Source organism: Streptomyces sp. V3I8, assembly GCF_030817535.1.
Classification (GTDB): domain Bacteria; phylum Actinomycetota; class Actinomycetes; order Streptomycetales; family Streptomycetaceae; genus Streptomyces.
Window position 1 is genome coordinate 8119388 of record NZ_JAUSZL010000002.1, and the last position, 24228, is coordinate 8143615.

17 protein-coding genes and 1 pseudogene are annotated in these 24228 nt (G+C 72.1%); 10 read left to right on the plus strand and 8 right to left on the minus strand.

Annotation, left to right across the window (positions count from 1 at the left end):
- Positions 1 to 284: 284 nt before the first annotated feature.
- Together QFZ75_RS35910 and QFZ75_RS35915 are read right to left on the minus strand one after the other, a co-directional pair.
- On the minus strand, positions 285 to 1130 hold the full coding sequence (locus QFZ75_RS35910) for a hypothetical protein (RefSeq protein ID WP_307543607.1): 846 nt from the start codon (positions 1128 to 1130) through the stop codon (positions 285 to 287).
- 378 nt (positions 1131 to 1508) lie between these two features.
- Entirely contained in the window at positions 1509 to 2897 is a 1389-nt protein-coding gene (locus QFZ75_RS35915; protein ID WP_307543608.1) for an AbfB domain-containing protein, read from the minus strand.
- 191 nt (positions 2898 to 3088) lie between these two features.
- Here QFZ75_RS35915 and QFZ75_RS35920 point away from each other — a divergent pair, with 191 nt between their 5' ends.
- Both QFZ75_RS35920 and QFZ75_RS35925 read left to right on the plus strand, forming a co-directional pair.
- On the plus strand, positions 3089 to 3460 hold the full coding sequence (locus tag QFZ75_RS35920) for a four-helix bundle copper-binding protein (RefSeq protein WP_307543609.1): 372 nt from the start codon (positions 3089 to 3091) through the stop codon (positions 3458 to 3460).
- A 108-nt stretch (positions 3461 to 3568) separates the two neighbouring features.
- Entirely contained in the window at positions 3569 to 4759 is a 1191-nt protein-coding gene (locus tag QFZ75_RS35925) for an acyl-CoA dehydrogenase family protein (protein ID WP_307543610.1), read from the plus strand.
- A gap of 111 nt (positions 4760 to 4870) precedes the next feature.
- Here the strand turns inward: QFZ75_RS35925 and QFZ75_RS35930 are convergent, their stop codons facing one another.
- Complete coding sequence (locus tag QFZ75_RS35930) at positions 4871 to 5437, minus strand: hypothetical protein (protein WP_307543611.1); 567 nt, start codon at positions 5435 to 5437, stop codon at positions 4871 to 4873.
- Positions 5438 to 5765: 328 nt separating this feature from the next.
- Here QFZ75_RS35930 and QFZ75_RS35935 point away from each other — a divergent pair, with 328 nt between their 5' ends.
- The 3 genes and pseudogenes from QFZ75_RS35935 to QFZ75_RS35945 all read left to right on the plus strand — a co-directional run.
- Positions 5766 to 6548 carry an oxygenase MpaB family protein gene (locus tag QFZ75_RS35935; protein ID WP_307545024.1) on the plus strand — a complete coding sequence of 261 codons (783 nt, stop codon included), beginning with the start codon at positions 5766 to 5768 and terminating at the stop codon, positions 6546 to 6548.
- 60 nt (positions 6549 to 6608) lie between these two features.
- The gene (locus tag QFZ75_RS35940) at positions 6609 to 8855 is read left to right on the plus strand and encodes a serine/threonine-protein kinase (protein WP_307543612.1); all 2247 of its coding nucleotides are present in this window, start codon (positions 6609 to 6611) and stop codon (positions 8853 to 8855) included.
- A gap of 137 nt (positions 8856 to 8992) precedes the next feature.
- Positions 8993 to 9175, plus strand: a pseudogene (locus tag QFZ75_RS35945) (dihydroxyacetone kinase); the annotation flags it as partial.
- Between the two features lie 231 nt (positions 9176 to 9406).
- On the opposite strand, the gene QFZ75_RS35950 reads toward QFZ75_RS35945, so the two are convergent.
- The 3 genes from QFZ75_RS35950 to QFZ75_RS35960 all read right to left on the minus strand — a co-directional run bounded on the left by QFZ75_RS35950 (position 9407) and on the right by QFZ75_RS35960 (position 12378).
- Complete coding sequence (locus tag QFZ75_RS35950) at positions 9407 to 10591, minus strand: PP2C family protein-serine/threonine phosphatase (protein ID WP_307543613.1); 1185 nt, start codon at positions 10589 to 10591, stop codon at positions 9407 to 9409.
- 160 nt (positions 10592 to 10751) lie between these two features.
- The gene (locus QFZ75_RS35955) at positions 10752 to 11363 is read right to left on the minus strand and encodes a hypothetical protein (protein ID WP_307543614.1); all 612 of its coding nucleotides are present in this window, start codon (positions 11361 to 11363) and stop codon (positions 10752 to 10754) included.
- A 253-nt stretch (positions 11364 to 11616) separates the two neighbouring features.
- On the minus strand, positions 11617 to 12378 hold the full coding sequence (locus tag QFZ75_RS35960; RefSeq protein WP_307543615.1) for an isocitrate lyase/phosphoenolpyruvate mutase family protein: 762 nt from the start codon (positions 12376 to 12378) through the stop codon (positions 11617 to 11619).
- Between the two features lie 232 nt (positions 12379 to 12610).
- Between QFZ75_RS35960 and QFZ75_RS35965 the strand changes: the two genes are divergently transcribed.
- Entirely contained in the window at positions 12611 to 14173 is a 1563-nt protein-coding gene (locus tag QFZ75_RS35965; protein ID WP_307543616.1) for an NAD(P)/FAD-dependent oxidoreductase, read from the plus strand.
- Between the two features lie 112 nt (positions 14174 to 14285).
- Here QFZ75_RS35965 and QFZ75_RS35970 read toward each other — a convergent pair whose 3' ends face one another.
- Complete coding sequence (locus QFZ75_RS35970; protein WP_307543617.1) at positions 14286 to 16082, minus strand: serine hydrolase; 1797 nt, start codon at positions 16080 to 16082, stop codon at positions 14286 to 14288.
- A 215-nt stretch (positions 16083 to 16297) separates the two neighbouring features.
- Between QFZ75_RS35970 and QFZ75_RS35975 the strand changes: the two genes are divergently transcribed.
- The 4 genes from QFZ75_RS35975 to QFZ75_RS35990 all read left to right on the plus strand — a co-directional run bounded on the left by QFZ75_RS35975 (position 16298) and on the right by QFZ75_RS35990 (position 22847).
- On the plus strand, positions 16298 to 17407 hold the full coding sequence (locus tag QFZ75_RS35975; RefSeq protein WP_307543618.1) for a nitronate monooxygenase family protein: 1110 nt from the start codon (positions 16298 to 16300) through the stop codon (positions 17405 to 17407).
- Positions 17404 to 18954, plus strand: coding sequence for an acyl-CoA synthetase (locus QFZ75_RS35980; protein ID WP_307543619.1), 1551 nt, complete (start codon positions 17404 to 17406; stop codon positions 18952 to 18954). The genes QFZ75_RS35975 and QFZ75_RS35980 overlap by 4 nt, the downstream gene beginning before the upstream one ends.
- A gap of 121 nt (positions 18955 to 19075) precedes the next feature.
- Positions 19076 to 20608: an acyl-CoA synthetase gene (locus QFZ75_RS35985; RefSeq protein WP_307543620.1), complete on the plus strand. Its 1533-nt coding sequence runs from the start codon at positions 19076 to 19078 to the stop codon at positions 20606 to 20608.
- A 304-nt stretch (positions 20609 to 20912) separates the two neighbouring features.
- Complete coding sequence (locus tag QFZ75_RS35990; RefSeq protein ID WP_373466077.1) at positions 20913 to 22847, plus strand: sulfatase; 1935 nt, start codon at positions 20913 to 20915, stop codon at positions 22845 to 22847.
- Between the two features lie 24 nt (positions 22848 to 22871).
- On the opposite strand, the gene paaK is transcribed toward QFZ75_RS35990, so the two are convergent.
- A complete protein-coding gene (gene paaK, locus QFZ75_RS35995) occupies positions 22872 to 24167 on the minus strand; it encodes a phenylacetate--CoA ligase PaaK (protein ID WP_307543622.1) in 1296 nt (431 codons plus the stop codon).
- Positions 24168 to 24228: the final 61 nt, after the last annotated feature.

Sequence of the window (24228 nt, forward strand, 5' to 3'; positions counted from 1 at the left end):
GTGGCGGGGCGGGGGAGGAACATGGTGAGCTCCAGGGACCGGGGGGTACGTCCCCGCCTCGGATTCCGCCGCTGTGCGGCCGTCCTGGCGACTTTGTCCGGGCTCTCGGTGCGTGGACCGTCTACCGGCTGGGCGTCCCTCTCGCGCCAGGTGCTCGGCTGGCGTTGGATGGAGTAAAGCGATCCGGTCCGGACGTGTCAAGAGCGGTCCCGCGGACGTCCGTTGTCCGTGGCATGCCTGGTCGGCCCTCTCGCGCCCTCGTACCCGTACGCGTACGGCGGCCGTCAGGCCCGGTCGAGCAGGCGGTGGAGCGATGCCTTCAGACTCGCCACGAAGGAGTCACGGGTCGCGTCGTCGAGGAGGTCCAGGGACAGGTACGGGTTCAGGTCCTCCAGTTCGACCAGCAGCAGCCCGCCGTCCGGGGCACGGCAGGCGTCGACGCGCTGGATGCCGTGGTCGATGTCGTTCCAGGCGATGAACCGGTCGGCGAACTCCAGGTCGGCGGCGGTCGGTCCGTACCGTTCGAGCTGCCAGCGGCGGTCGGGCCGGGGCGCGTACAGGGCGTACTGGAAGGTGTGGTCGACGTAGTAGAACGACACCTCGTACCGGAAGTCGACCCGCGGCTGGACGAGCACACCGGGGCCCTCGTCGAGGACGAGGGTCCGCAGCCGCTCCCGGGGGACGAACTCCAGGCCCGCCGAGTCCGCGCCGAGCTTCGGTTTCACCACGTACTCGGCCACCTCGGGGAGCAGCCCGAGGTCCTGGGAACGGTCGACGGTCGGGATCACGGGGAAGCCCTGGGCGGTGAGGTCGACGAGGTACTGCTTCCCGACCTGGTCCCCCTTGCCCGTCAGCTGCGTACAGACCGGGACCCCGCGTGCGAGGGCCCGCGCGCGGAAGTCGTCGTACGCGGCCTGGTGGTGCAGGACGGGCCCGCTGTTGCGGACCACGACCGCGTCGAAGCCGGCGCGGTCCATCAGCGCGGCGGCGTCGAGCGGATGGCACAGCGCGAGGTCGAAGTCCGCGCGGAGCCGGGAGGTGAGGAAGATGTCCTCGTCGCAGTACCGCCGCCCCTTGGCCTGGTACGCCAGGTCGGTCACGAACAGCAGTCTGGGTCGGTCGTCCGCCATGGATCCTCCTGGTGGATCGGTGTCTGACCTCCCATTACACACGGCCGGTTCCGTTCACCGGACGGCCGGGCCGGGATGCGGACGGGCGCCGCCGTACCGCCGGAGTGCCTGACCCCGCGCCGGGCGGAGTTGGCCGGATGCGCGCTACGGGAAGCGTTGACTGGAAAGCGCTTTCCGCATACGTTCCGGTTCATCAGCGTGACCCATGTCCGGCAGCTCGAACGCACGGGGCGTCAGGAAGTCCCGACCCCGGCTGACGGCTCCGGCCCCACCCGGCGCCGCCGGCCCGGACCCCGCCCATGGGCGCGCCGACCCCCGGCGGCCGGACGGACCTCTTTTCCCCCATGGAGGTTCGCCCGGCCGCCGGACACGCCCCGGTCAGGCCCAGGCGGTCACCGCCACGAACGAACTGTCCTGCCGGAAGATGTCGGTGCCGTCCGACGGGTCCACACGGAGCTGGTAGTTGTAGTGGCGCAGGTAGTACCCGGGATAGTTGTACGACTCCAGGCGTACGGAGCCACCGGCGCTGCCGGTCCGGGCGACGAAGGTGGCGTCCCTGGCGAACGTGGACGAGCCGTCGTTCGCGTCGAAGCGGGCCCGGAAGTCCCAGTGCCGCAGGTAGTTCCCGGCCGCGTTGCGGAAGGAGCGGCCGTTCCCGTCGGCGAGACCGGCCACGACGGTGAACGTGGACGCCTGCTTCTCCGCGGCCGTGCCGGCCGCGGTCACCACGGGCAGGTTCAGCAGGGCGGACTGGTCCTGCCAGTAGCGGGTGGTGAAGTTGCCCGACCGCAGCGAACGTGTGACCCCCGTCGGCAGGCTCACCCCGCCGGGGACCGTCTCCTTGACCACCGTGAAGTGGCGCGCGGTACCGGAGACCGCGGGCAGGGCCCGGGGCGCGCTCCAGGTGGCGAAGGTGTCGTAGCTGTCGCTGTAGTAGTAGGTGCCGTCGCCGTACCCGTCGAAGAAGATCCGCCAGGCGCCGTTGTCGAGCTGGATCAGCGCGGCGCCCTCCCGTGTACCGCCCCAGCCCGCCCAGTTCCCGGTCCGGCTGATGGTGTACGGCCCGGAGAGTGCGCCGGCCGTCGCGTACTCGATGTACTTCGTCGTCTCGTTCTTGGTGAAGGCGTGGTAGGTCGAGCCGGCCCTCACCACGAACGTGTCGATGTGGTTGGCGCCGATGCCGGACAGTGCGACGGGTGGACTCCAGCTCGTCAGGGCCGAGTTGGTGGCCCGCAGACGGTACGGGGTGAAGGTCCACTCGTCGGCGGCGGTCGAGCAGGACACCAGGATGTTCACGCTGCCGTCGCTGTCGACGAACCACTCCGGCGCCCAGGCGCGCGACAGGCCGGCGAGGGGGACGGTGTGGTCGTACAGGAACGTCCAGTTGGACCGGTCCGCGCTGCGGGCGAAACCGATGGTGGTGCTGGTGTCCTGCCAGGTGTGGGTGGTGTAGGTGATGTAGTAGTAGCCGTCGGTGTGCTTGAAGATGCTGGCGTCGCGGATGCGGCCCGTGGGCGGGGTGTACGCGGACGCCTTGAGGAGCCGGAAGTCGGTCGCGTCGTCCGACTGGTAGACGTTCACGGTGCCGTCGTTGCTGTTGAGGAACGGCACGATGGTGTAGCGGGTGGCGGAACCGCCGGGCGGCGCCGCCGCCGAGGCCGAGCCGAGCAGGCCCGGCAGCGCGCCCGCGGCAAGGGCGGAGGCGGGCAGGGCGGCCATCGCCCGCAACAGGCTCCGGCGTGAGGTGGGTCCGTCTGGCGTGATCATGTGCGGCTCTCCTAGATGACGCGTTCCTGCGGTCCCATGGGGTGAGCGGTATTTCGAACGAGGTTCGATGGGCCGGTCAGAACGTAGAGCGTGAGCATGGCCGCGTCAATAACTTCGACATACCCGGCCACTGCGGACCCGCCTGCGTGCCCCGCGGGTTTGGTGCGGCGGTCTCCGGCTACCCGACCGCTGTGTCAGTAACGGAGTTGCGGGAACTCGTCCGATTCCTCGAGGACCGGTTCGCCTGCGCGCAGGCCTGCACCGAGTGCGCACGCGCCTGCGCCCTGCGGGCGAGCCTCGCCGACCTCGACGGACCCGAGGAGCAGCGGCTGATCCGGCGCAAGGGCATCCTCTGCGCGGAGGTCTGCGACACCACGTGCCGTCTCCTCGCCGAACAGGCCACGCAGTCCGAGGACGTGATGCGCGTCCAGGTCGAGTGGTGCCGCACCATATGCCTGGAGACCGCCCAGGTCTTCGACCGGAGCCCCGGTTGCGAGGAGGGCGGGCAGGCCTGCCGCGACTGCGCCGACGCCTGCTCGGAATTCCTCTCCCTGCTGCGCTGACCCGCTCGGGCACGTCACCGGCATTCCCAATTTCTGGAACACGTTCTACGGTGTGCGCCGTCGGGTCCGGGTCGCCCGGGCCGTGGCCAGGAGAGCCAGGGAGGCGCCGTGCACCTCGAATACACCCCGGAGCAGGGGCGGTTGCGCACCGAACTGCGCGCCTACTTCGCCGGACTCGTCCCGGACGACGTGCACTCCCGGTACGACGGGCCGGCCGCACAGAAACGCTTCTACCGCGACACCGTCCGCCGGCTCGGCGCCGACGGATGGCTCGGTGTGGGCTGGCCGAAGGAGTACGGCGGACGCGGCCTGACGCCGATGGAGCAGTTCGTCTTCTTCGACGAGGCCGCCCAGGCCGGCGTACCGCTGCCGCTGATGGCGCTCAACACCGTGGGGCCCACGATCATGCGGTTCGGCACGGACGAGCAGAAGGCGTACTTCCTGCCGAGGATCCTCTCCGGCGAGATCGACTTCGCGATCGGCTACAGCGAACCCGACGCGGGCACCGACCTGGCCGCCCTCAGGACGAGGGCGGTCAGGGAGGGCGACACGGAGACCGGCCACTACACGGTCGACGGGCAGAAGATCTGGACCACGAACGGCGACACCGCCGACTGGGTCTGGCTCGCTGTCCGCACCGACCCCGACGCCCCGCCGCACAAGGGCATCACCATGCTCCTCGTGCCGACCTCCGACCCCGGCTACTCCTGCACGCTCATCAACACCCTCGCCTCGCACGACACCACCGCCAGCTACTACGAGAACATCCGCGTCCCCGCCTCCCGCCGTGTCGGCGAGGAGAACAAGGGGTGGCGGCTGATCACCAACCAGCTCAACCACGAGCGCGTCACCCTCGCCGCCCACGGCACCATGGCCGTGCGCGCCCTGCACGACGTGCAGCGCTGGGCCATGGAGACCAAGCTCGCCGACGGCCGCCGGGTCGTCGACCTGCCGTGGGTGCGCCGGACCCTGGCCCGCACCCACACGAAGCTCGACGCGATGAAACTCCTCAACTGGCAGATGGTCAACGCCGTCCAGGAGGGCACCCTCACCCCGCAGGACGCCTCCGCGGTCAAGGTGTACGGCTCCGAGGCCCGCCGGGACGCCTACGCCTGGCTCATGGAGGTCGTCGCCGTCGCGGGAGTCCTCAAGGACGGCTCGGCGGGCGCGGTGCTGCACGGCGAACTGGAACGCGGCTACCGCTCGGCCGTCATCTTCACCTTCGGCGGCGGCAACAACGAGATCCAGCGCGAGATCATCGCGTGGATCGGCCTGGGGATGCCACGGGTGCGGCGTTGACGAGTGCGTTGGCGCGCCGGCCGAGGGGACCGACCACCGTGGCAACGGCGCCCACGGCGTTCCGGACGTGACGAAGCCGCCGGCTCCGACACGACCGCCGGCCCCGGCCGCTCACGCCCCGGCCGCGAGCACCAGCGGCGAACGAGGCGTGCGCGCGAGCGACACCGGGGCGACGGTCACCGGGGTCACGGCCCGGACGGCGAGCGGCCCGCAGGCGGCCTTGTCGCGCGTCGTCTGCCCGGGGCCGGCCGCGAAGACGAACAGCCTCAGCACCAGGAAACGTCCGACCCCCGCGAGCCCGGACGCGCCGAGGTAGACGAGCTGCTCGGTCGGTGCGCCGGGCGCCGACTGCACCAGGTGCAGGACGAGCACCGCCGCGGAGGTCACCGCGTAGGCGGCCGTGGCCGACCCGGCGGACTGCCGGTGGCGGCGCCATCCGGCCCGCTTCCCGGTCCCGAAGGTGAAGCGTGCGTGCAACTCCGTGCAGAGGACCGTCGACACGAGGGTGATCACCGCGTTCGCCAGGACCCAGGGCATCACCCCGGCCAGCGCCGCCACCGCGCCGCCGGCCAGAACCCCGACACCACCGCCGCAGACCACGAACCGGACGAAGGAGGCGAACGGCCCGGGAGCGGCCTCGCCCACCGTCTGCGGCTCTGACGTGAGCTGCGCGTTCATGGGGGTGTTCCTTCCGGGGAGGGACTGTGCGCCCCTGGGATCGACCGGGTTCGACCGTCCGGTTCGTTCACCGGACCGCACCGCCCACTTGACTTACAACCGTAAGGCTATAGAGATTAAGTGACCGTGTGCAAGATGAACGCGTATAAGTTTTCCCTTGTAAGGTGAAGGTGTGGGGGTGAGCCCGCTGGTACCGGCCGGGAATCCTGGTCACACTGGTGGTGTGGACGTGGAGCGCACCGATGCCGGGGACGCGGCGGGCGGGCGGCCGGGGGACCCGGGCCTGTTCGGCCCCGGCTCCGTGACCTGGCAGCTGCACAGCGACCCCATGATGTGGGTCGCCGGGGTCCGCGCGCTCTACCTCCAGGCACTGCACCCGCGCGCGGTGCGCGGCGTCATGCAGAACAGCGACTTCCGCAAGGACGCCTGGGGCCGCCTGAGGCGCACGGCCCACTTCGTCGGCACCACGACGTACGGGACGGCCGAGGCCGCAGAGAAGGCCGGCGCCGGGGTGCGGAGGATCCACGCACTGCTCACGGCGACCGACCCCGGCACCGGGGAGCGCTACCGCATCGACGAACCCGGGCTGCTGCTGTGGGTGCACTGCGCCGAGATCGACTCCTATCTGCACGTCCTGCGCCGATCCGGCCTTCCGCTCACGGACGCGCAGGCCGACCGGTACGTCGGCGAACACCGCGTCAGCGCACGCCTGGTCGGCCTCGACCCCGCCGACGTACCGTCCGACCAGGCGGAACTGGCCGCGTACTTCGAAAGGGTGCGGCCGGAACTGGCCGCCGGACCGGAGGCGCGGGACGTCGACGCCTTCCTGCGCGAGCCGCCCGTCCACCCCCTGCTGGTCCCGGCCCGCGCACTGCTGTGGCGCTGGGTGGCGCAGTCCGCGTACGCCTCACTGCCGCCGTACGCCCATGAGTTGTACGGAAGATCCGTACGGTCACCCCGGGCCGTGACCCGGCGGCTGCGTCTCACGGGCACCGTACTGCGCTGCGTTCCCGCACGTCTGCGCTGGCAACTGCCGCCCAAACACATTATCCGCGCCATGTCACGGCTCGGCCCCGGCTCGCGCCCCGCACCGTACAAAGTCGGACCATAGCTCGTCATACTGGACGGGCCAGGGGAGGGCGGGTCCGGACGACGGGGGCGATCGCGGCAGATGGGGGACACCAGACTCATCCAGGGCCGGTACCGACTGCTCGACCTGATCGGTCGAGGCGGCATGGGCGAGGTGTGGCGCGCCCGGGACGAGTCGCTGGGCAGACAGGTCGCCGTCAAGTGCCTCAAACCGCTGGGCCAGGGCCACGACCACTCGTTCACCGGTGTGCTGCGGGAGCGGTTCCGCCGCGAGGCCCGGGTGGTCGCGGGGCTCCAGCACCGCGGGGTGACCGTCGTCCACGACTTCGGCGAGTCCGACGGCCTCCTGTACCTGGTGATGGAGCTGCTCGACGGACGCAACCTGAGCCAGCTCCTGGAGGACAACAAGCAGCATCCGCTGCCCGTCGCCGACATCGTGGAAGTCGCCGAGCAGGTCTCCGCCGCCCTCGCCTACACCCATCGGCAGGGCATCGTGCACCGGGACCTGAAGCCCGCCAACATCATGCGGCTCGACGACGGCACGGTGAAGATCTGCGACTTCGGCATCGCCCGCCTCGGCCACGACATCGGCTTCACCTCCCGCCTCACCGGCACCGGCATCGCCATGGGCACCCCGCACTACATGTCGCCCGAACAGATCGGCGGCTCCGAGGTCGACCGGCGCAGCGACCTCTACTCCTTCGGCTGCGTGCTGTACGAGATCGCCACCGGGGCCCCGCCGTTCGACCTCGACGACGCGTGGGCGGTCCTCGTCGGGCACCGGGACACACCGCCCGAGCCGCCGCGCGTCCACCGGGCCGAACTGCCCGAGTACATGGACCGGATCATCCTCGACCTGCTGGCCAAGGAGCCCGGACAACGTCCTTACGACGCCCGTGAGTTGGGGCGGCGGATCGGCGCCGGCCGCGGCACGCCCGAGTACGTGCCGACCGTGGTGCCGGCTCCCCTGCGGGATCGTGCGACGCAGCGGCCCGTCTCCCGTGAGGCGCGACTGCCGTCCTGGACCCGGGGGATGACCACCGGCCACAAGGCGACCGGGACCTGGGCCGGGCCGCGCGCCACACCGCCGGACGCCGCCGCGGGCCTCACCGGCGACTGGATCGCCCGCACCGACACCCGCGGGGCCCGGGAGCCGGTGCCCGCCGGGCGGCCCACCCCGGCACCGGAGGCGCTGGCCGCGCTCACCGGCCGCCACAACGCGGGGCTGAGCCTGGGACGGCTGGGCCGCTGGGAGGAGGCCGGCGAGGTGCACCGGGCCGTCGCCGCGGAACGCGAGCACGCCCTGGGGCCCGACCACCCCGACACCCTGGCCAGCCGCTACGAGGTCGGCTTCACCCTCAGCCGCACGGGCCGCCCCGCCGACGCGCTGCGCGAGTACACCCACGTGGCCCGGATCAGGGAGGCGGTGCTCGGCCCCGACCACCCGGACACGCTGGCCACCCGGCAGGAGACGGCGTACGTACTGGGCCGGCTGGGGCGTCACTTCGAGGCGCACCAGGTGTACGCGACCGTACTCGCCACCCGGGAGCGCGCCATGGGGCCCGACCACCCGGACACCCTGCGCTGCCGCCACAACCTCGCCTTCAACCTCAGCAGGCTCGGGCGGCTCGAGGACTCGTACCGGATGGCGAGCGACGTCGCCGCGGCCCGCGCGCGGGTGCTCGGCGCCAACCATCCCGACACGCTCGTCACGCGGTACGAAGTCGCTTACGCACTCGGCCAGTTGGGGAAGTGGCCGGAGGCGCTCGACACCTATCGGGAGGTCGCCGGGGCCCGGGCGCAGGCGCTCGGGCCCGACCATCCCGACACGCTCGCCGCCCGCTACGAGGTCGGCATCAGCCTCGGCAGGCTCGGACGCAGCGTGCAGGCACTGGAGCTGTACCGGGGCCTGATCGACGACCGGATCCGCGTCCACGGCCCCGCCCATCCCGAGACGCTGCGTGCCCGGCACGGCCTCGGGGTGAACCTGGGGCGGCTCGGCCGGTGGGAGGAGGCGCTCGCCGAGTCCCGCGACGTGTGCGCCGTCCGGGAGCGGGTGCTCGGACCCGACCACCCCGACACCCTGGTGAGCCGCCGGGAGGTGGCCGTCGGGCTCGGATGGCTCGGGCGGTGGGGCGACGCTCTCGCGGAGTACCGGGTGGTGGCGGGGGCACGGGAGCGGGTGCTCGGCGCCGGTCATCCCGACGCGCTGGCCAGCCGCAATGACGAGGCGCACTGTCTGGAGCAGTTGGGGCGGGGGACCGAGGCGGCGGAGTTGTACCGGCGGGTGGCCGAACTGCGGCAGCGCCCGGTCTCCGGGGCGTGGTGACGTCGCGGGCCGCCCTTGGGTGAACGGCCGGGGAGCCGTTCGTCCGGCGCCGTTTCGAGGGGACCGGCGCCGGCGCCGCGCACCAGAAGCTGACCGCACTCGACCGGCTCTCCGGGGACGGCGACTTCGGCGACAACCTGCGCGAGGGCCTCGACCGGGTCGAGGAGGCGCTCGGCGAACGCCCCGGCGACGACGCCTTCGCCGTCGCCGCCCCCGTCTTCCTCGATGAGGTCGGCGGCACCGGCGGCCCGCTCGTCGGTCTGCTCCTCCAGGAGATCGCCCGGGGCCCGGCCGCCTCCGAGGACGCCCGCCAGGACTGGCGGACCGGTGTCGCCGAAGGGCTGGCCGCGATCCAGCCCGTGGGCGAGGCGGAGCCGGGGACCGCACCATGGCCGACGCGCTCGCCCCTGCCCGCGACGCCCTGGCCGCGGGCCGGGGATCCGCCGGCACCGCCCGTGCCGCCGACCTCCACGGCGCGTCGGGCGGTGGGTGCAAGGCGGGCCCCGATCGCGGAAGACCTGTCCGGCGGCCCGTCGCGCAGGCTGCGCACGTCACGTGCCGGGGGCCGGAGGACTCCACTCGAACAGGAGGATCGTGGCGTCGTCGCCGAGCCGGTAGTCGTTGGCGTCGAGGAAGGAGTGGATGAGACGGCGCAGGGTCTCGGGGGCGAGTTCCCCGGTGGCGCCGGCGCCGATGACGTAGTCGGCGAACCGCTCGACGCCCAGTTCCTGGCCCTGGGGAGTGCGCGCCTCGATGATCCCGTCGGTGTACAGCAGCACCCTGTCCCCGGGCTCCAGCGTCGTCTCGTAGGCGCGTCGCTGTCCGGAGGCCAGCTGGGCGGGGAAGCCCATGGGGAGGTTGGCCCGGCGTTCCAGGGCCCCGTCGAGCACGCGACCGCCGCGGATCAACAGGGGTGGCGGATGGCCGCAGTTGACCCAGCACAGCACCCCGGTGGTGAGGTCGAGACGGCACAGGACGGCCGTGCAGAACAGGTCGGGCAGCCATGTCGTCAGGGCCGAGTCGACGGCTTCCGCGAGGTCGAGGAGACCGGCACCGGTGCGCCGGGCGTTGCGGCACGCGGCCAGTGCGACGACGGTCGTCAGACCGGAGGCGAGATTGTGCCCGGTGGCGTCCAGGACGGCGGCGTGCAGCGTGTTCTCCGACAGGGCGTGGTCGAAGGCGTCGCCGCCGATCTCGTAGGCGGGCTCGAGGACGGCGGTGGAGACCACGGAGCGGGTGCCGATCGTGCGGGGCGGCAGGTACGCGCGCATCATCTCGGCGGGCAGTTCCATGGACTCCGTGCGCGAGCGGCGCACGAACGTGTCCTTGTAGGCGCGCTTGGACGTGATCATCATGGCGCACACCGAGGCCAGGGTCCGGGCGCGGCGTTCCGTGAGCGGATCCGCCGCCGGCACGTGGACGGACATCACGCCGAGGCGCTCCGCCCCGTCGATCAACGGGAGCCACAGCGTCACCCCGTACGGTCCCTCGTCGAGCCGAACGGTCTGCGTCCGGTAGCTGTCACCGGCGACGGACCCGTCCACCGGCCGCTGCGGGGCGGCGGCATTGAGCGCCGACAGCTGGCGTTGCTGCAGGTCGACCAGGTAGACGACGGTGGTGCCCAGCCCCAGTGCCTGGGCGCAGCAGGTCACCGACGTCGCCAGGTCCAGCGGGAGATGGGCCGGGTCGGCGAGGAACTCCCCCAGCAGACTGTCCGGTGATCTCGGCTCTTTCATCTCACCTCTGTGCGAACCCGTCGGCAGATACGACAACACTGCCTGCACCTTTTCAGCTGGTTCGACCGTTTGCCGGCAGGACACACGAGGCCGACGGCCAAGCTGTTGCCCGCGCACGATGCGGACGACGGCATCGGGTGGGGTGCGGCTACCGCGGGTGTCACGCAAGCGGACGTCGCAGCCGTCGGCGCCGATCGGCGCCGACGACCCCGATGTGCAGCGTCGTCACGGCTGCCGTCCCGATGCCGGCTCCGGCCGTCCACAGGACCTGGGCACGGTCGCCGACGGTCATGGAGGGCAGCCGTCCGTTCGGGTCGTAGGCCACCAGCAGCCGGGTTCCCCTGTACCGGTCGGTGGTGTCCTCCCCGTTCCGGACCGCCATCTCGTTCCCCAACCCGTCGGTGCGGCCGTCGTCGCAGGCCAGCCGGCGGTAGGTGTAGGTTTCCTCCCCGCCGGGGCTGAGCCGGTGCCAGGTGTGTGCCTCGACCACGGTGCACAGGTGCCGTGGAGCGACCAGGCCGAGCACCGCCACGTACGCGGCGAGGAGCGTGGCGGCCAGCACGATGCCGGCGGCGAACACGAGGGTGCCGAGACCTCTGTCCTCGAAGTGGTGGTGGATGTCCCAACCGGTCACCAGTGCCAGTGCGACACAGGGCAGGCCGAGCAGCAGGTACAGCGGGTGGCCGCGTAGAGCCAGGTGGGCGACACCCGTGAACGCGGCCGCGACCAGCGGCGCCGCGCACAAGGCGACCAGCAACCGCAGGGGAAACATCGTACGAGCATCACAGAGCCGTCCGGCGGCTGTCCAGCCGCGGATGCACGCATGCGCGCACCACGGCACGCACGTGCGCACCACGGGCTTCGGCCGGTGGCGTCCGCGACGACGAAGGCGTCACGGACGCCGGTCCCGGCCGCCCCTCGGCAACGGGTCGCTCCGCGCTGTCCGGCCTACGACGCCCGTACCTCCGTACGGCGCAGCAGCACGGCGGCACACGCTCGGGAAGCGTGACCGCCGGCACGTCCTGTCAGGGAGCCCACGGCCCGAGCGAGTCCTTCATGGCGTCCGCCATCGCGAACTGCAGCAGCGGGCCGTAAGTGATCCGGCCGACGCCGAGGCGGCGGAAGCGCTCAAGGTCGTGCTTGACGGGGTGGGCCGTGGAGTTGACGGGGACGGCGACGGCGCCGGTCACCGCCGTGAGCAGATCGTCGTTGTCCTGGATACCCACCGGGTAGACGCTGTCGGCGCCGGCCTGCTCCAGGGCCCGCAGTCGCTCGATCGCGTCGTCCAGGACGCCGGAGGCGTCCTTCGCGTGCAGGAAGAGGTCGGTGCGTCCGTTGACCCAGACCGGGATGCCCGCGTCGTCGGCCGCCGCGCGCAGGCCGGCGATGTAGCTCGCGTGCTCCTGCGTGCCGCGCACGCGTCCGCCGTCCGAATGGACGGTGTCCTCGACGTTGAGACCGACGCCGCCCACCTCGGTGAGTCCGGCGATGAGATCCGCGGGCTTCTGCCCGTACCCGGCCTCCAGGTCCACGGACACGGGGACGTCGACCGCCGCGATGATCGGCCTGACGGCGGCGAGCACCTCCTCGAAGGTCTGTCCCTCGTGGTCCTCGGCCCCCCGGGAGTCGGCGAGCGGATGACTGCCGATCGTCAGTGCCAGGAACCCGGCGTCAACCGCTGTCCGCGCCGACCAGACGTCCCAGACGGTCGGCAGCACGAGCGGCTTGTACTCGGCGTGCAGTTGCTTCAGGCGCTGAGCGCGCTCGACGGTGGTGTGAAAGTCCATGCCGAGGACGCTACCCCGCACCGCCGCGGGCGACGTACCGGCGGGGCGTGCGTGACCGGTGGGGCCGCCGCGCCCTCCGCCGCTGTGAACGGCTCCTCGAACCGGCCGTGCACGAGACACGGTCCGAGCGGCCGCCGCCTCCGGCCGGGCGCCCCCTGCGGGGCCCCTCGTGGGGGTCCGCCAGGTGCGTGCAGGGCTGGTCCGGGTGGATCTTTGCGTGTTACCTGGGGGGATGGGTGCTCACGAGGGACATCGGGAACACGACGTCGTCATGGTCGGCGGGGGCCACAACGGGCTGGTCGCCGCCGCCTACCTGGCCCGCGCCGGAAAGTCCGTTCTTGTGCTGGAGCGGCTGGGGAACACCGGGGGCGCGGCCGTCTCGACGCGGCCCTTCGCCGGGCTCGACGCCCGGCTGTCGCGGTACTCCTACCTGGTCAGCCTGCTGCCCCGGAAGATCGTCCGGGACCTGGGCCTGGACTTCCGGGTCCGCGGCCGCACCGTGTCCTCGTACACCCCCACCGAGCGCGACGGGAAACCGGCCGGACTGCTCGTCGGGGGCGGTGAACGGCGTACCCGGGAGGCCTTCGCCAAGCTCACCGGATCGGGCAGCGAGTACCAGGCCTGGCGGCGCTTCTACGGCATGACCGGCCGCGTCGCCAAGCAGGTCTTCCCCACCCTGGTCGAACCCCTCCCCACCCGCGACGAACTGCGTCGGCGCGTCGACGACGAGGAAGCCTGGCGCGTCATCTTCGAGGAGCCGCTCGGGGTCGCCGTCGAGGACACCTTCGCCGACGACCTGGTCCGCGGGATCGTCCTCACCGACGCGCTCATCGGCACCTTCGCCGACGCCCACGATCCGTCCCTCCTGCAGAACCGCTGCTTCCTCTACCACGTGATCGGCGGCGGCACCGGGGCCTGGGACGTGCCGGTCGGCGGCATGGGCGCGCTCACCGACGCCCTGGCCCGCGCCGCGCGCGGCGCCGGCGCGGTCCTCGCGACCGGCCACGAGGCGGTCCGCATCGAGACCGACGGACGTGCCGCCGAGGTCACCTACCGGACCGCGGACGGTGAGGGAACCGTCGCCGCCCGGCACGTGCTCGTCAACGCCTCCCCGCAGGAGCTCGCGCGGCTGACCGGTGACGAGCCGCCCGCCCCCGCCGAGGGCGCCCAGCTCAAGGTCAACATGCTGCTGAAGCGGCTGCCCCGGCTGCGCGACACCTCCGTCGACCCGCGCGAGGCCTTCTCCGGGACCTTCCACATCGCCGAGGGGTACGAGCAGCTGGCGACCGCGCACGCACAGGCCGCGTCCGGTGTGCTGCCCGGGGCGCCGCCCTCCGAGATCTACTGCCACTCGCTGACCGATCCCACGATCCTGGGCCCCGACCTGGTCCGGCAGGGCTACCACACGCTCACGCTCTTCGGGCTCCACACACCGGCCCGGCTCTTCGCCCACGACAACGACGGCGCCCGCCGGGAACTGCTCGGGTCGACCCTCGCGCAGCTGGACGCCCACCTCGTCGAACCGATCGTCGACTGCCTGGCGACCGACGCCGACGGCCGCCTCTGCATCGAGGCGAAGACCCCTCTCGACCTGGAACGCGACCTCCGGCTCCCCGGCGGCAACATCTTCCACCGCGACCTCGCCTTCCCCCACACCCAGGAGGGCACCGGCCGCTGGGGCGTCGAGACCGCCCATGCCAACATCCTGCTCTGCGGCGCGGGCGCGGTCAGAGGGGGAGGCGTGAGCGGGGTCCCCGGCCACAACGCGGCGATGGCCCTCCTGGAAGCCCCGTAAGGGGGTGGCCCCGTAAGGGGGTGGCCCCGCAAGGGGCGCGGGGAACTGCGCGAGCAGCCCCCACGATCCGCGGACGAACCCGGGACCGCGACGGACCGACGCCGCACGGACGTCAGTCCGACGACGTCACCCACCCCACGGCTTCCACCCGTGCCGCATCCGCCGGCCGGGCCCCGTCGAAGACGACCCGGTCGCCGTCGAGGACCCGTAGCGCGTCCACGTACACACCCCGCCCCTGATAGAGCCGGTCCGTCGTGCACCGCCAGCGCAGGGCGGACCGCCCGGCTGCGGGAAGGTCCGCGCCGAGCCGGTGCCAGACGCGGCCGGACCAGCCCGTGACCGACCCGCCGGGATGCGTCCGCGGTGCCTCCCCGTCGCGGACGGTCGTGAACGGCACCGGCTGCCACGTCGCCCCGCCGTCCGCCGAGGACTCCAGGAACAGGGCGTCCGCCCCCGGCTCGGTGTCCCACCACAGGGCGCACCGCAGACGGCCACCGCCGCCGATGTCCACCGCGGGCAGCGTCAGCGTCGCGGAGGCCGCGGCCGCCGTCCCGGAGAACCAGGCCGTACGCCCCCGCGCGGGCCGCACCGGCACCGCGCGCGCCAGGTGGTCGGCGGCGGCCACACGGGGAGCGGAACCGGACCGCCAACCGCGCACCGGGTGCACGGAGTTGCCGAGCAGGACGAGGAAGGAGTCGGTCGTCGGGTCGAGGACGAGCGAGGTGCCGGTGAAGCCCGTGTGGCCCGCTGTGCGCGGAGTGGCCATCGCGCCCATGTACCAGTGCTGGTAGAGCTCGAAACCGAGCCCGTGCTCGTCGCCGGGGAACGCCGTGTTGAAGTCGGTGAACATCAGCTCCACCGACTCGGGCTCCAGGATGCGGGCCCTGCCGTACACGCCGCCGTTGAGCAGCGTACGGCCGAGGACCGCGAGATCCCACGCGGTGGAGAAGACGCCGGCGTGCCCGGCCACTCCGCCCAGGGCGTACGCGTTCTCGTCGTGCACCTCGCCCCACACGAGGCCGCGGTCGAGCCCGGACCACGGCTTGCGGGCGTCCTCGGTGGCGGCGATCCGCGGTTTCCAGGAGGGCGGCGGGTTGTAGCGGGTGCGGTGCATACCGAGCGGAGCGGTGATCCCGGTGCGGAGCAGGACGTCCAGCGGGTGCCCGGTGATCCTCTCCAGGACCAGCTGGAGCGAGATCAGGTTGAGGTCCGAGTAGAGGTACTCGGTACCGGGCGGGTTGAGCGGCGCCTCCTTCCAGATGAGCCGGAGCTTCTCCTCGTACGTCGGCGCGCCGTAGAGCGGGATCCAGGAGCGGAAACCGGAGGTGTGGGTGAGGAGTTGGCGAACGGTGATGTCCTGTTTGCCCGCGCCGCCGAAGTCCGGGAGGTACGCGGCGACCCTGCCCTCCAGTTCCAGCGTGCCGCGCTCGATCTGCTGCACGGCGAGGACCGACGTGAACAGCTTCGACACCGAGGCCAGGTCGAAGACGGTGTCCTCGGCCATCGGGATCTGCCGTTCGGCGGGGAACTCCACCCCGGTGTCGGTCTTCTCGTCGTACGCCGAGTAGCGCACCGCCTTGCCGATCGGCCGGTGCAGGGCGACCGTGCCCCCGCGGCCCGCGAGCAGCACCGCGCCCGCGTACCAGGGGTGCGTGGGAGAGGGGCCGAGGAACGACTCGGCGTCGGTGACGAGCCGGCGCAGGTGGTCGGGGAGCAGCCCGGCGCGTTCGGCGGAGCCGTGACGCAGGGTCGGGCGGCCGTCGCCCGGTCCGTCCCGGTCCGCCGTGCCCGGTGCGGCGGACGCCGCCGGCAGGGGCGCGAGGACCAGTGCGCCGCCCAACGCCGTGAGGCCCCGGCCCAGTTGGCGGCGGGTCGGTCCGCCGCCCGCTCTGTCCGCCGTCGATGCCATCGAAAGCCTCCCGTCACGCCGCCTGAAAGTATCTTTCCGGGTTCGCTGTGCCCGGTGAAACTTTTGTGTCAGAGGTGGCCGATGTCAACGGTGCCGGCCCGTCAGGCCCGTCCGGCCCGTCCGGCCCGGCCCGCCACGGCTCGTTCCCGGACCAAAAACTGACGGAGCATCAGAAAAGTCTTCCCTCGTCCGGAGGACTGCGGCATCCTGCGCCCATGCAGACGGAGCTGAGCAACAGACTGGGAGTCGAGCGCGCCCTCTTCGGCTTCACACCGTTCCCCGCGGTCGCCGCTGCCATCAGCCGGGCGGGCGGGCTCGGCGTGCTCGGCGCGGTCCGCTACACCGACCCCGACGAGCTCAAGCGCGACCTCGACTGGCTCGAGGCACACGTCGACGGAAGGCCGTACGGGCTGGACGTCGTCATGCCCGCCAAGAAGGTCGAGGGCGTCACCGAGGCCGACGTCGAGGCCATGATCCCCGCCGGACACCGCCGGTACGTCGAGGACACCCTCGCCAAGTACGGGGTGCCCGGACTCGACGAGGGCGAGGCCGTCGGCTGGCGTATCACCGGCTGGATGGAACAGGTCGCGCGCACCCAGCTGGACGTCGCCTTCGACTATCCGATCAAGCTGCTGGCCAACGCGCTCGGCTCACCGCCCGCCGACGTCGTCGAGCGCGCCCATGAGAAGGGCGTGCTCGTCGCCGCGCTCGCGGGCAGCGCCCGTCACGCGCGCAAGCACGCCGAGGCGGGCATCGACATCGTCGTCGCCCAGGGCTACGAGGCGGGCGGTCACACCGGGGAGATCGCCTCCATGGTGCTCACCCCCGAGGTCGTCGAGGCCGTCGCCCCGCTGCCCGTGCTCGCGGCGGGCGGCATCGGCAGCGGACAGCAGATGGCCGCCGCGCTCGCCCTCGGCGCCCAGGGCGTGTGGCTCGGCTCCCTCTGGTTGACCACCACGGAGGCCGACATGCACTCACGGGCCCTGACCCGCAAACTCCTCGCCGCCGGGTCCGGCGACACCGTCCGCTCACGCGCGCTGACCGGCAAACCCGCACGGCAACTGCGTACCGAATGGACCGACGCCTGGGACGACCCCGACGGCCCCGGCACACTTCCCATGCCCCTGCAGGGACTGCTGGTCGCCGAGGCGGTCTCCCGCATCCAGAAGCACGAGGTGGAGCCCCTGCTCGGGACGCCGGTGGGGCAGATCGTCGGGCGGATGAACAGCGAACGCAGCGTCCAGGAGGTCGTCGACGGCCTCACGCGCGGGTTCGAACGGGCCGTGGACCGGCTCGACCGCATCGCCGGAAGGAGCCACGAGTGAGTCAGCCACCGGGCGGGTTCTGGGCCCAGGCCACCGCCGACCCCGAACGCACCGTGCTCATCGCGGCCGACGGCGCGCGATGGACCGCCGGACGGCTGCACGCCGAGGCCAACCGGCTGGTGCACGGACTGCGGGCCGCCGGGCTCGCCCGCGGGGACTCCTTCGCCGTCGTGCTGCCCAACGGCGTCGAGTTCCTCACCGCGTACCTCGCCGCCTCGCAGGCCGGCTTCTACCTCGTGCCCGTCAACCACCACCTCGTGGGCCCCGAGATCGCCTGGATCGTCGCCGACTCCGGGGCCAAGGTGCTCATCGCGCACGAGCGGTTCGGCGACGCCGCCCGCCACGCGGCCGACGAGGCGGGGCTGCCCGCCGAGCAGCGGTACGCGGTGGGCGGGGCCGCGGGCTTCCGGCCGTACGCCGACCTCCTCGACGGGCAGCCCGGCTCCGCGCCCGGGGACCGGACGCTCGGCTGGGTCATGAACTACACCTCCGGCACCACGGGGCGCCCGCGCGGCATCCGCCGCCCGCTGCCGGGCAAGCTCCCCGAGGAGACGTACCTCGGCGGCTTCCTCGGCATCTTCGGCATCAAGCCGTTCGACGACAACGTGCATCTGGTGTGTTCGCCGCTCTACCACACGGCGGTGCTCCAGTTCGCGGGCGCGTCCCTGCACATCGGGCACCGGCTGGTCCTGATGGACAAGTGGACGCCCGAGGAGATGCTCCGGCTCATCGACACCCACCGGTGCACCCACACCCACATGGTCCCCACCCAGTTCCACCGCCTGCTCGCGCTGCCCGAGCGGACGCGGGCCGCGTACGACGTGTCGCCCATGCGGCACGCCATCCACGGCGCCGCCCCGTGCCCCGACCATGTGAAACGGGCCATGATCGAGTGGTGGGGCCACAGCGTCGAGGAGTACTACGCGGCCAGCGAGGGCGGGGGCGCCTTCGCCACCGCCGAGGACTGGCTGAAGAAGCCCGGCACGGTCGGCAGGGCCTGGCCCATCAGCGAACTCGCCGTCTTCGACGACGACGGGAACGCGGTCCCGCCCGGTGAACTGGGCACCGTCTACATGAAGATGAGCACCGGCGGCTTCTCGTACCACAAGGACGAGACCAAGACGCGCAAGAACCGCATCGGGGACTTCTTCACCGTCGGCGACCTGGGACACCTCGACGAGGACGGCTACCTCTTCCTCCGCGACCGCAAGATCGACATGATCATCTCGGGCGGGGTCAACATCTACCCCGCCGAGATCGAGGCCGCGCTGCTCGCCCACCCCGCCGTCGCCGACGCGGCCGCCTTCGGGATACCGCACGACGACTGGGGCGAGGCGGTGAAGGCGGTCGTCGAACCCGCTCCCGGCTCCGTACCCGGCGAGGCGCTGGCCGCCGACATCCTCGCCCACTGCGCACGGCGGCTCGCCGGGTACAAACGGCCCGGGAGCGTCGACTTCATCGGGACGATGCCGCGCGATCCCAACGGGAAGCTGTACAAGCGGCGGCTCCGGGAGCCGTACTGGGAGGGCCGTACGCGTCCGGTGTGAGGGCTCGGGCCCCTGTGGTCCGGGTCCGGTCCCGTCCGGTGCCGGACGGGACCGGTCGCCGTTCCGGGCCCCGTGCCGTCCGGCTTGACCTGCCGCGTGGACGGACCCAGGATCATCTGTCATGACGCCTGGACACGGCAGCACGGTCGACGGGGTGCTGCGGCGCAGCGCCCGGCGCACCCCGGACCGCATCGCGGTCATCCACCGCGAGCGCACCTGGACGTACGCCGGACTCGACGACGCCGTCTCCCGCGCCGCCGGGGTGCTGCGCTCCTCGGGGCTCGCCCCGGGCGACCGCGTCGGCTCCTACGGGCACAACTCGGACGCGTACCTCATCGGCTTCCTGGCCTGCGCCCGCGCCGGGCTCGTCCACGTGCCGGTCAACCAGAACCTGACCGGTGACGACCTCGCGTACATCGTCGGGCAGTCGGGCAGCACGCTGGTGCTGGCCGACCCGGACCTCGTGGACCGGCTCCCCGACGGCGTACGCGTACTGCCGTTGCGCGACGCGGAGGACTCGCTGCTCGCCCGGCTGGAGTCGACGCCGCCGTACGACGGTCCCGAGCCGCGCACCGAGGACCTGGTGCAACTGCTCTACACCTCGGGCACGACGGCGCTGCCCAAGGGGGCGATGCTGACCCACCGCGCGCTGGTGCACGAGTACCTCAGCGCGATCACCGCCCTCGACCTGAGCGCCGGCGACCTGCCCGTGCACTCGCTGCCGCTCTACCACTCGGCGCAGATGCACGTGTTCCTGCTGCCCTACCTCGCGGTCGGCGCCACGAACACCATCCTCGACGCACCCGACGGGGACCAGCTGTTCGACCTCGTCGAGGCCGGCCGCGCGGACAGCCTCTTCGCGCCGCCCACCGTGTGGATCGGTCTGTCGAACCGCCCCGACTTCGCGACGCGTGACCTGAGCGGGCTGCGCAAGGCGTACTACGGGGCGTCGATCATGCCGGTGCCCGTACTGGAACGGCTGCGGGCGCGGCTGCCGAAGCTGGCCTTCTACAACTGCTTCGGGCAGAGCGAGATCGGCCCGCTGTCCATGGTCCTCGGGCCGCACGAGCACAAGGGACGGCTGGACTCCTGCGGGCGGCCGGTGCTCTTCGTGGACGCGCGGGTGGTCGACGAGAACGGCAAGGACGTGCCGGACGGCACCTCCGGCGAGGTCGTCTACCGGTCGCCGCAGCTGTGCGAGGGCTACTGGGACAAGCCGCAGGAGAGTGCCGAGGCGTTCCGGGACGGCTGGTTCCGCTCGGGCGACCTCGTGGTGCGGGACGCCCACGGGTACTTCACCGTCGTCGACCGGGTGAAGGACGTCATCAACTCCGGTGGTGTCCTGGTCGCCTCACGGCAGGTGGAGGACGCGCTCTACACCCATCCCGAGGTGGCGGAGGTCGCGGTGATCGGCCTGCCGCACGAGCGGTGGATCGAGGCGGTCACCGCGGTGGTCGTCCCGCGCGGGCGGGTCACGGAGGACGAACTGCTCGCGCACGCACGGGAGAACCTCGCCCACTTCAAGGCCCCGAAGCGGGTGCTGTTCGTGACGGAACTGCCGCGCAACGCGAGCGGGAAGATCCTGAAGCGGGAACTGCGGGACCGGTTCGGCGAGGATGCTCCCGCCGGTGCCCCGGGCGGACCATTTGGCTGAGTCTTTGCTGGTCGTCTCCCTTGTGCGTTGAACTGGAGCCGCCGGCCGGCCGTACCAGTACCGGCGGCCCGACCACCTGAGCCCGGTCCGCCCCGTCACCACCGGGTTTCCGCACGGAAGGACCTTCGGGTTGTCTCGCACCACGCATTCCCACAAGCTGCCGGACACGGACCAGGCGATCCCGGAGCAACCCGAGACGCCGGACACCGAGCGACCGGACACCGAGCCGCCGGCGACCGGCACGCCTGAGGAGCCGGCCGCCGAGTCGTCCGCCGGGGCGACGGGCGCCCCCGGTGACGAGGGCATGCCCGCGGCCGAGGACGCGCCGGGCGGCGCGGAGTCGCCGGCCGCCGACGGCGCCGCGCCGACCGCGTCCGCCGGCGCCCCCGCCGGCACCGGGCCACGTGCCGACGCACAGACGCCGTCCGGCGAAGGACCCGCGGACGAAGAGCCGGCGGGTCAAGTCCCGTCCGGTGCCGGTGCCGGTGCCGGTGCCGGTGCCGTTGACGGAGACGGAGACGGCGAGGGCGACGGAGACGGAGACGGCGAGGGCGAGGGCTCCGGTACCGCGGAGCCGGAGCCCCCCGCCCCCCGCGGCTGGCGTGCCAAGCACCCGGTCGCGGCGCGCAACGTGCGGTACACCGTCACCGTCCTCGCCGCCGTCCTCGTGCTCTTCGCCCTCCTCATGCCCAACGAACCCGACCGGTTCCGGCCCGCCGTGCTCACCCGCCTGCCGGTGGAGGCGATCTTCGGAGCCGCCGTCCTCATCGTGCTGCCGAAGACGCTGAGGGTGGTGACGGCCGTGCTCGCCGGTCTGGCGCTCGGCGCGCTGACCGTCCTGAACCTCCTCGACCTCGGCTTCAACGAATTCCTCGGCCGCGGCTTCAACGTCGTACTCGACTGGGTCCTGTTCGACGACGCCCGGTCGTACCTCGAGGACTCCATGGGCAAGGCCGGCACGGTCGGCGTCGTGATCGCGGTCGTCGCGCTCGTGATCGCCGTGTTCGCGCTGATGGTCCTGTCCGTCGTCCGGCTCGCCGGCCTGCTGGCCCGGCACAGCGGCCGCGCGACCCGCGCCACCCTGGTCGCCGGCACCGTCTGGGTCGCCTGCTCGGCGCTCGGTGTGCAGTTCGCCGGCGTGCAGTTCGCGGCCCGCAGCACCGCCGGCGCCGTCCAGAACCGGGTGGACCGCGTCCAGGCGACCCTCAAGGACGAGGCGGAGTTCGCCAAGATCGCCAAGAAGGACACCTTCGCCAACACGCCCGGCGATCAGCTCCTCACCGACCTGCGCGGCAAGGACGTCATCATCGGCTTCATCGAGAGCTACGGCCGCAGCGCCATCGAGGACCCGATCATGGCACCCGGCGTCGACGCCATGCTGGACGCCAAGACCGAGGCGCTCACCGAGGCCGGATACGCGGCCAGGAGTGGCTGGCTCACCTCGGCGACGTACGGCGGCAGCAGCTGGCTGGGCCACTCCACCTTCCTCTCGGGGCTGTGGATCAGCAACCAGGCCCGCTACCGCACTGTCACCGCGGGCGAGCACCTCACGCTCACCGGTGCCTTCCGGCGCACCGGCGCGTGGCGAACCGTCGGCATCATGCCGGGCGTCCAGAAGAACTGGCCCGAGAGCTCGTTCTACGGCCTCGACAACGTCTACGACTCCCGCGAACTGGGCTACAAGGGACCGAAGTTCAGCTGGTCGACGATGCCCGACCAGTACGCCCTGAGCGCCTACCAGCGCCTGGAGCACGGCAAGAAGCGCGCCAAGCCGCTGATGTCGGAGATCATCCTGACCTCCAGCCACCAGCCCTGGGCGCCGATCCCGAAGACGATCCCGTGGGACGAGGTCGGCGACGGCTCGGTCTACGAGGACATCCAGAAGGAGGGCAAGAAGGCCTCGGACGTCTTCTACGACTCCACCAAGGTCAAGGAGGAGTACGGGAAGTCCGTCCAGTACTCGGTGAGCAGCCTCATCGACTACGTGGTGAAGTACGGCGGCAAGAACACCGTGCTGGTCTTCCTCGGCGACCACCAGCCCCTCGCCAGGGTCAGCGGCGACCACGCCAGCCGGGACGTGCCGATCTCCATCGTCGCCCACGACAAGTCCGTACTCGACAAGATCGACGACTGGGGCTGGACCGACGGCCTCAAGCCCGACGACACCGCCCCGGTCTGGCGCATGGACTCCTTCCGCGACCGCTTCCTGACCGCGTACGGCTCCACGCCCCACCCGTAGGGGAGAGGAGGGGGACGGGGAGCGCTACCGCGGGCGCAGGTCCACGATGCGCCTGATCTTGCCGACCGACCGCTCCAGCGACTCCGGTTCGACGATCTCGACCCGCGCCGAGACGCCGATGCCGTCCTTCACGGCCGCCGCGATGGCGCGCGCGGCCGCGTCGCGGGTCTCCGGCGTGGCCCCGGCGCGCGCCTCGGCCCGTACCGTGAGCGCGTCGAGGCGGCCCTCACGGGTCAGCCGGAGCTGGAAGTGCGGAGCGACGCCCGGGGTGCGCAGGACGATCTCCTCGACCTGGGTCGGGAAGAGGTTGACGCCGCGCACGATGACCAGGTCGTCGCTGCGGCCGGTGATCTTCCGCATCCGCCGGAAGACGCGGGCCGTGCCGGGCAGCAGCGTCGTCAGGTCCCGGGTCCGGTAGCGGACGACGGGCATGGCCTCCTTGGTGAGCGAGGTGAACACCAGCTCGCCCTCCACGCCGTCCGGCAGCACCTCGCCGGTGAGCGGGTCGACGACCTCCGGGTAGAAGTGGTCCTCCCAGATGTGCAGTCCGTCCTTCGTCTCCACGCACTCCTGGGCCACCCCGGGGCCGATCACCTCCGACAGCCCGTATATGTCGACGGCGTCGATGGCGAACCGCTCCTCGATCTCCCGGCGCATCTCCTCGGTCCAGGGCTCGGCGCCGAAGACGCCGACGCGCAGCGAGGTCGCACGCGGGTCGACGCCCTGCCGCTCGAACTCGTCGAGGATCGTCAGCATGTACGAGGGCGTCACCATGATGATCCCGGGCCGCAGGTCCTGGATGAGCTGGACCTGCCGGGCCGTCATGCCGCCCGACGCCGGAACGACCGTGCAGCCCAGCCGTTCGGCGCCGTAGTGCGCGCCGAGCCCGCCGGTGAAGAGGCCGTAGCCGTAGGCCACGTGGGCGATGTCGCCGGGCCGGCCGCCCGCCGCGCGGATCGAGCGGGCCACCATGTCGGACCACATGGAGAGGTCGTTCTCCGTGTAGCCGACGACGGTGGGGCGTCCCGTGGTGCCGCTGGAGGCGTGGATGCGGCGGATACGCTCCCGGGGCACGGCGAACATCCCGTACGGGTAGTTCTCGCGCAGGTCGGCCTTGGTGGTGAAGGGGAAGCGCGCCAGATCGGCGAGCGAGCCGCAGTCCTGCGGCCGGAGCCCGGCCTTGTCGAAGGCGTCGCGGTAGAACGGCACGTTCTCGTAGGCGTGCCGCAGGGTGGCCTTCAGCCGCTCCAGCTGGAGCGCGCGCAGAGCCTCCGGGTCGAGCCGCTCACCTGCGTCCAGCAGGTCCGTCGAGTCCGCCACAGGCCCTTCCCCTCACGCATGGGCATTCCGGACGACCGATCATTCGGTCGTGCCGTCGGGG

Coding starts and splice junctions, on each gene's coding strand:
- QFZ75_RS35975 (WP_307543618.1), top strand. CDS start 16,298: ATGCAGACGGAGCTGAGCAACAGACTGGGAGTCGAGCGCGCCCTCTTC.
- QFZ75_RS35930 (WP_307543611.1), bottom strand. CDS start 5,437: ATGAACGCGCAGCTCACGTCAGAGCCGCAGACGGTGGGCGAGGCCGCT.
- QFZ75_RS35985 (WP_307543620.1), top strand. CDS start 19,076: ATGACGCCTGGACACGGCAGCACGGTCGACGGGGTGCTGCGGCGCAGC.
- QFZ75_RS35915 (WP_307543608.1), bottom strand. CDS start 2,897: ATGATCACGCCAGACGGACCCACCTCACGCCGGAGCCTGTTGCGGGCG.
- QFZ75_RS35910 (WP_307543607.1), bottom strand. CDS start 1,130: ATGGCGGACGACCGACCCAGACTGCTGTTCGTGACCGACCTGGCGTAC.
- QFZ75_RS35990 (WP_373466077.1), top strand. CDS start 20,913: ATGCCCGCGGCCGAGGACGCGCCGGGCGGCGCGGAGTCGCCGGCCGCC.
- QFZ75_RS35940 (WP_307543612.1), top strand. CDS start 6,609: ATGGGGGACACCAGACTCATCCAGGGCCGGTACCGACTGCTCGACCTG.
- QFZ75_RS35935 (WP_307545024.1), top strand. CDS start 5,766: ATGATGTGGGTCGCCGGGGTCCGCGCGCTCTACCTCCAGGCACTGCAC.
- QFZ75_RS35970 (WP_307543617.1), bottom strand. CDS start 16,082: ATGGCATCGACGGCGGACAGAGCGGGCGGCGGACCGACCCGCCGCCAA.
- QFZ75_RS35955 (WP_307543614.1), bottom strand. CDS start 11,363: ATGTTTCCCCTGCGGTTGCTGGTCGCCTTGTGCGCGGCGCCGCTGGTC.
- QFZ75_RS35950 (WP_307543613.1), bottom strand. CDS start 10,591: ATGAAAGAGCCGAGATCACCGGACAGTCTGCTGGGGGAGTTCCTCGCC.
- QFZ75_RS35965 (WP_307543616.1), top strand. CDS start 12,611: ATGGGTGCTCACGAGGGACATCGGGAACACGACGTCGTCATGGTCGGC.
- QFZ75_RS35960 (WP_307543615.1), bottom strand. CDS start 12,378: ATGGACTTTCACACCACCGTCGAGCGCGCTCAGCGCCTGAAGCAACTG.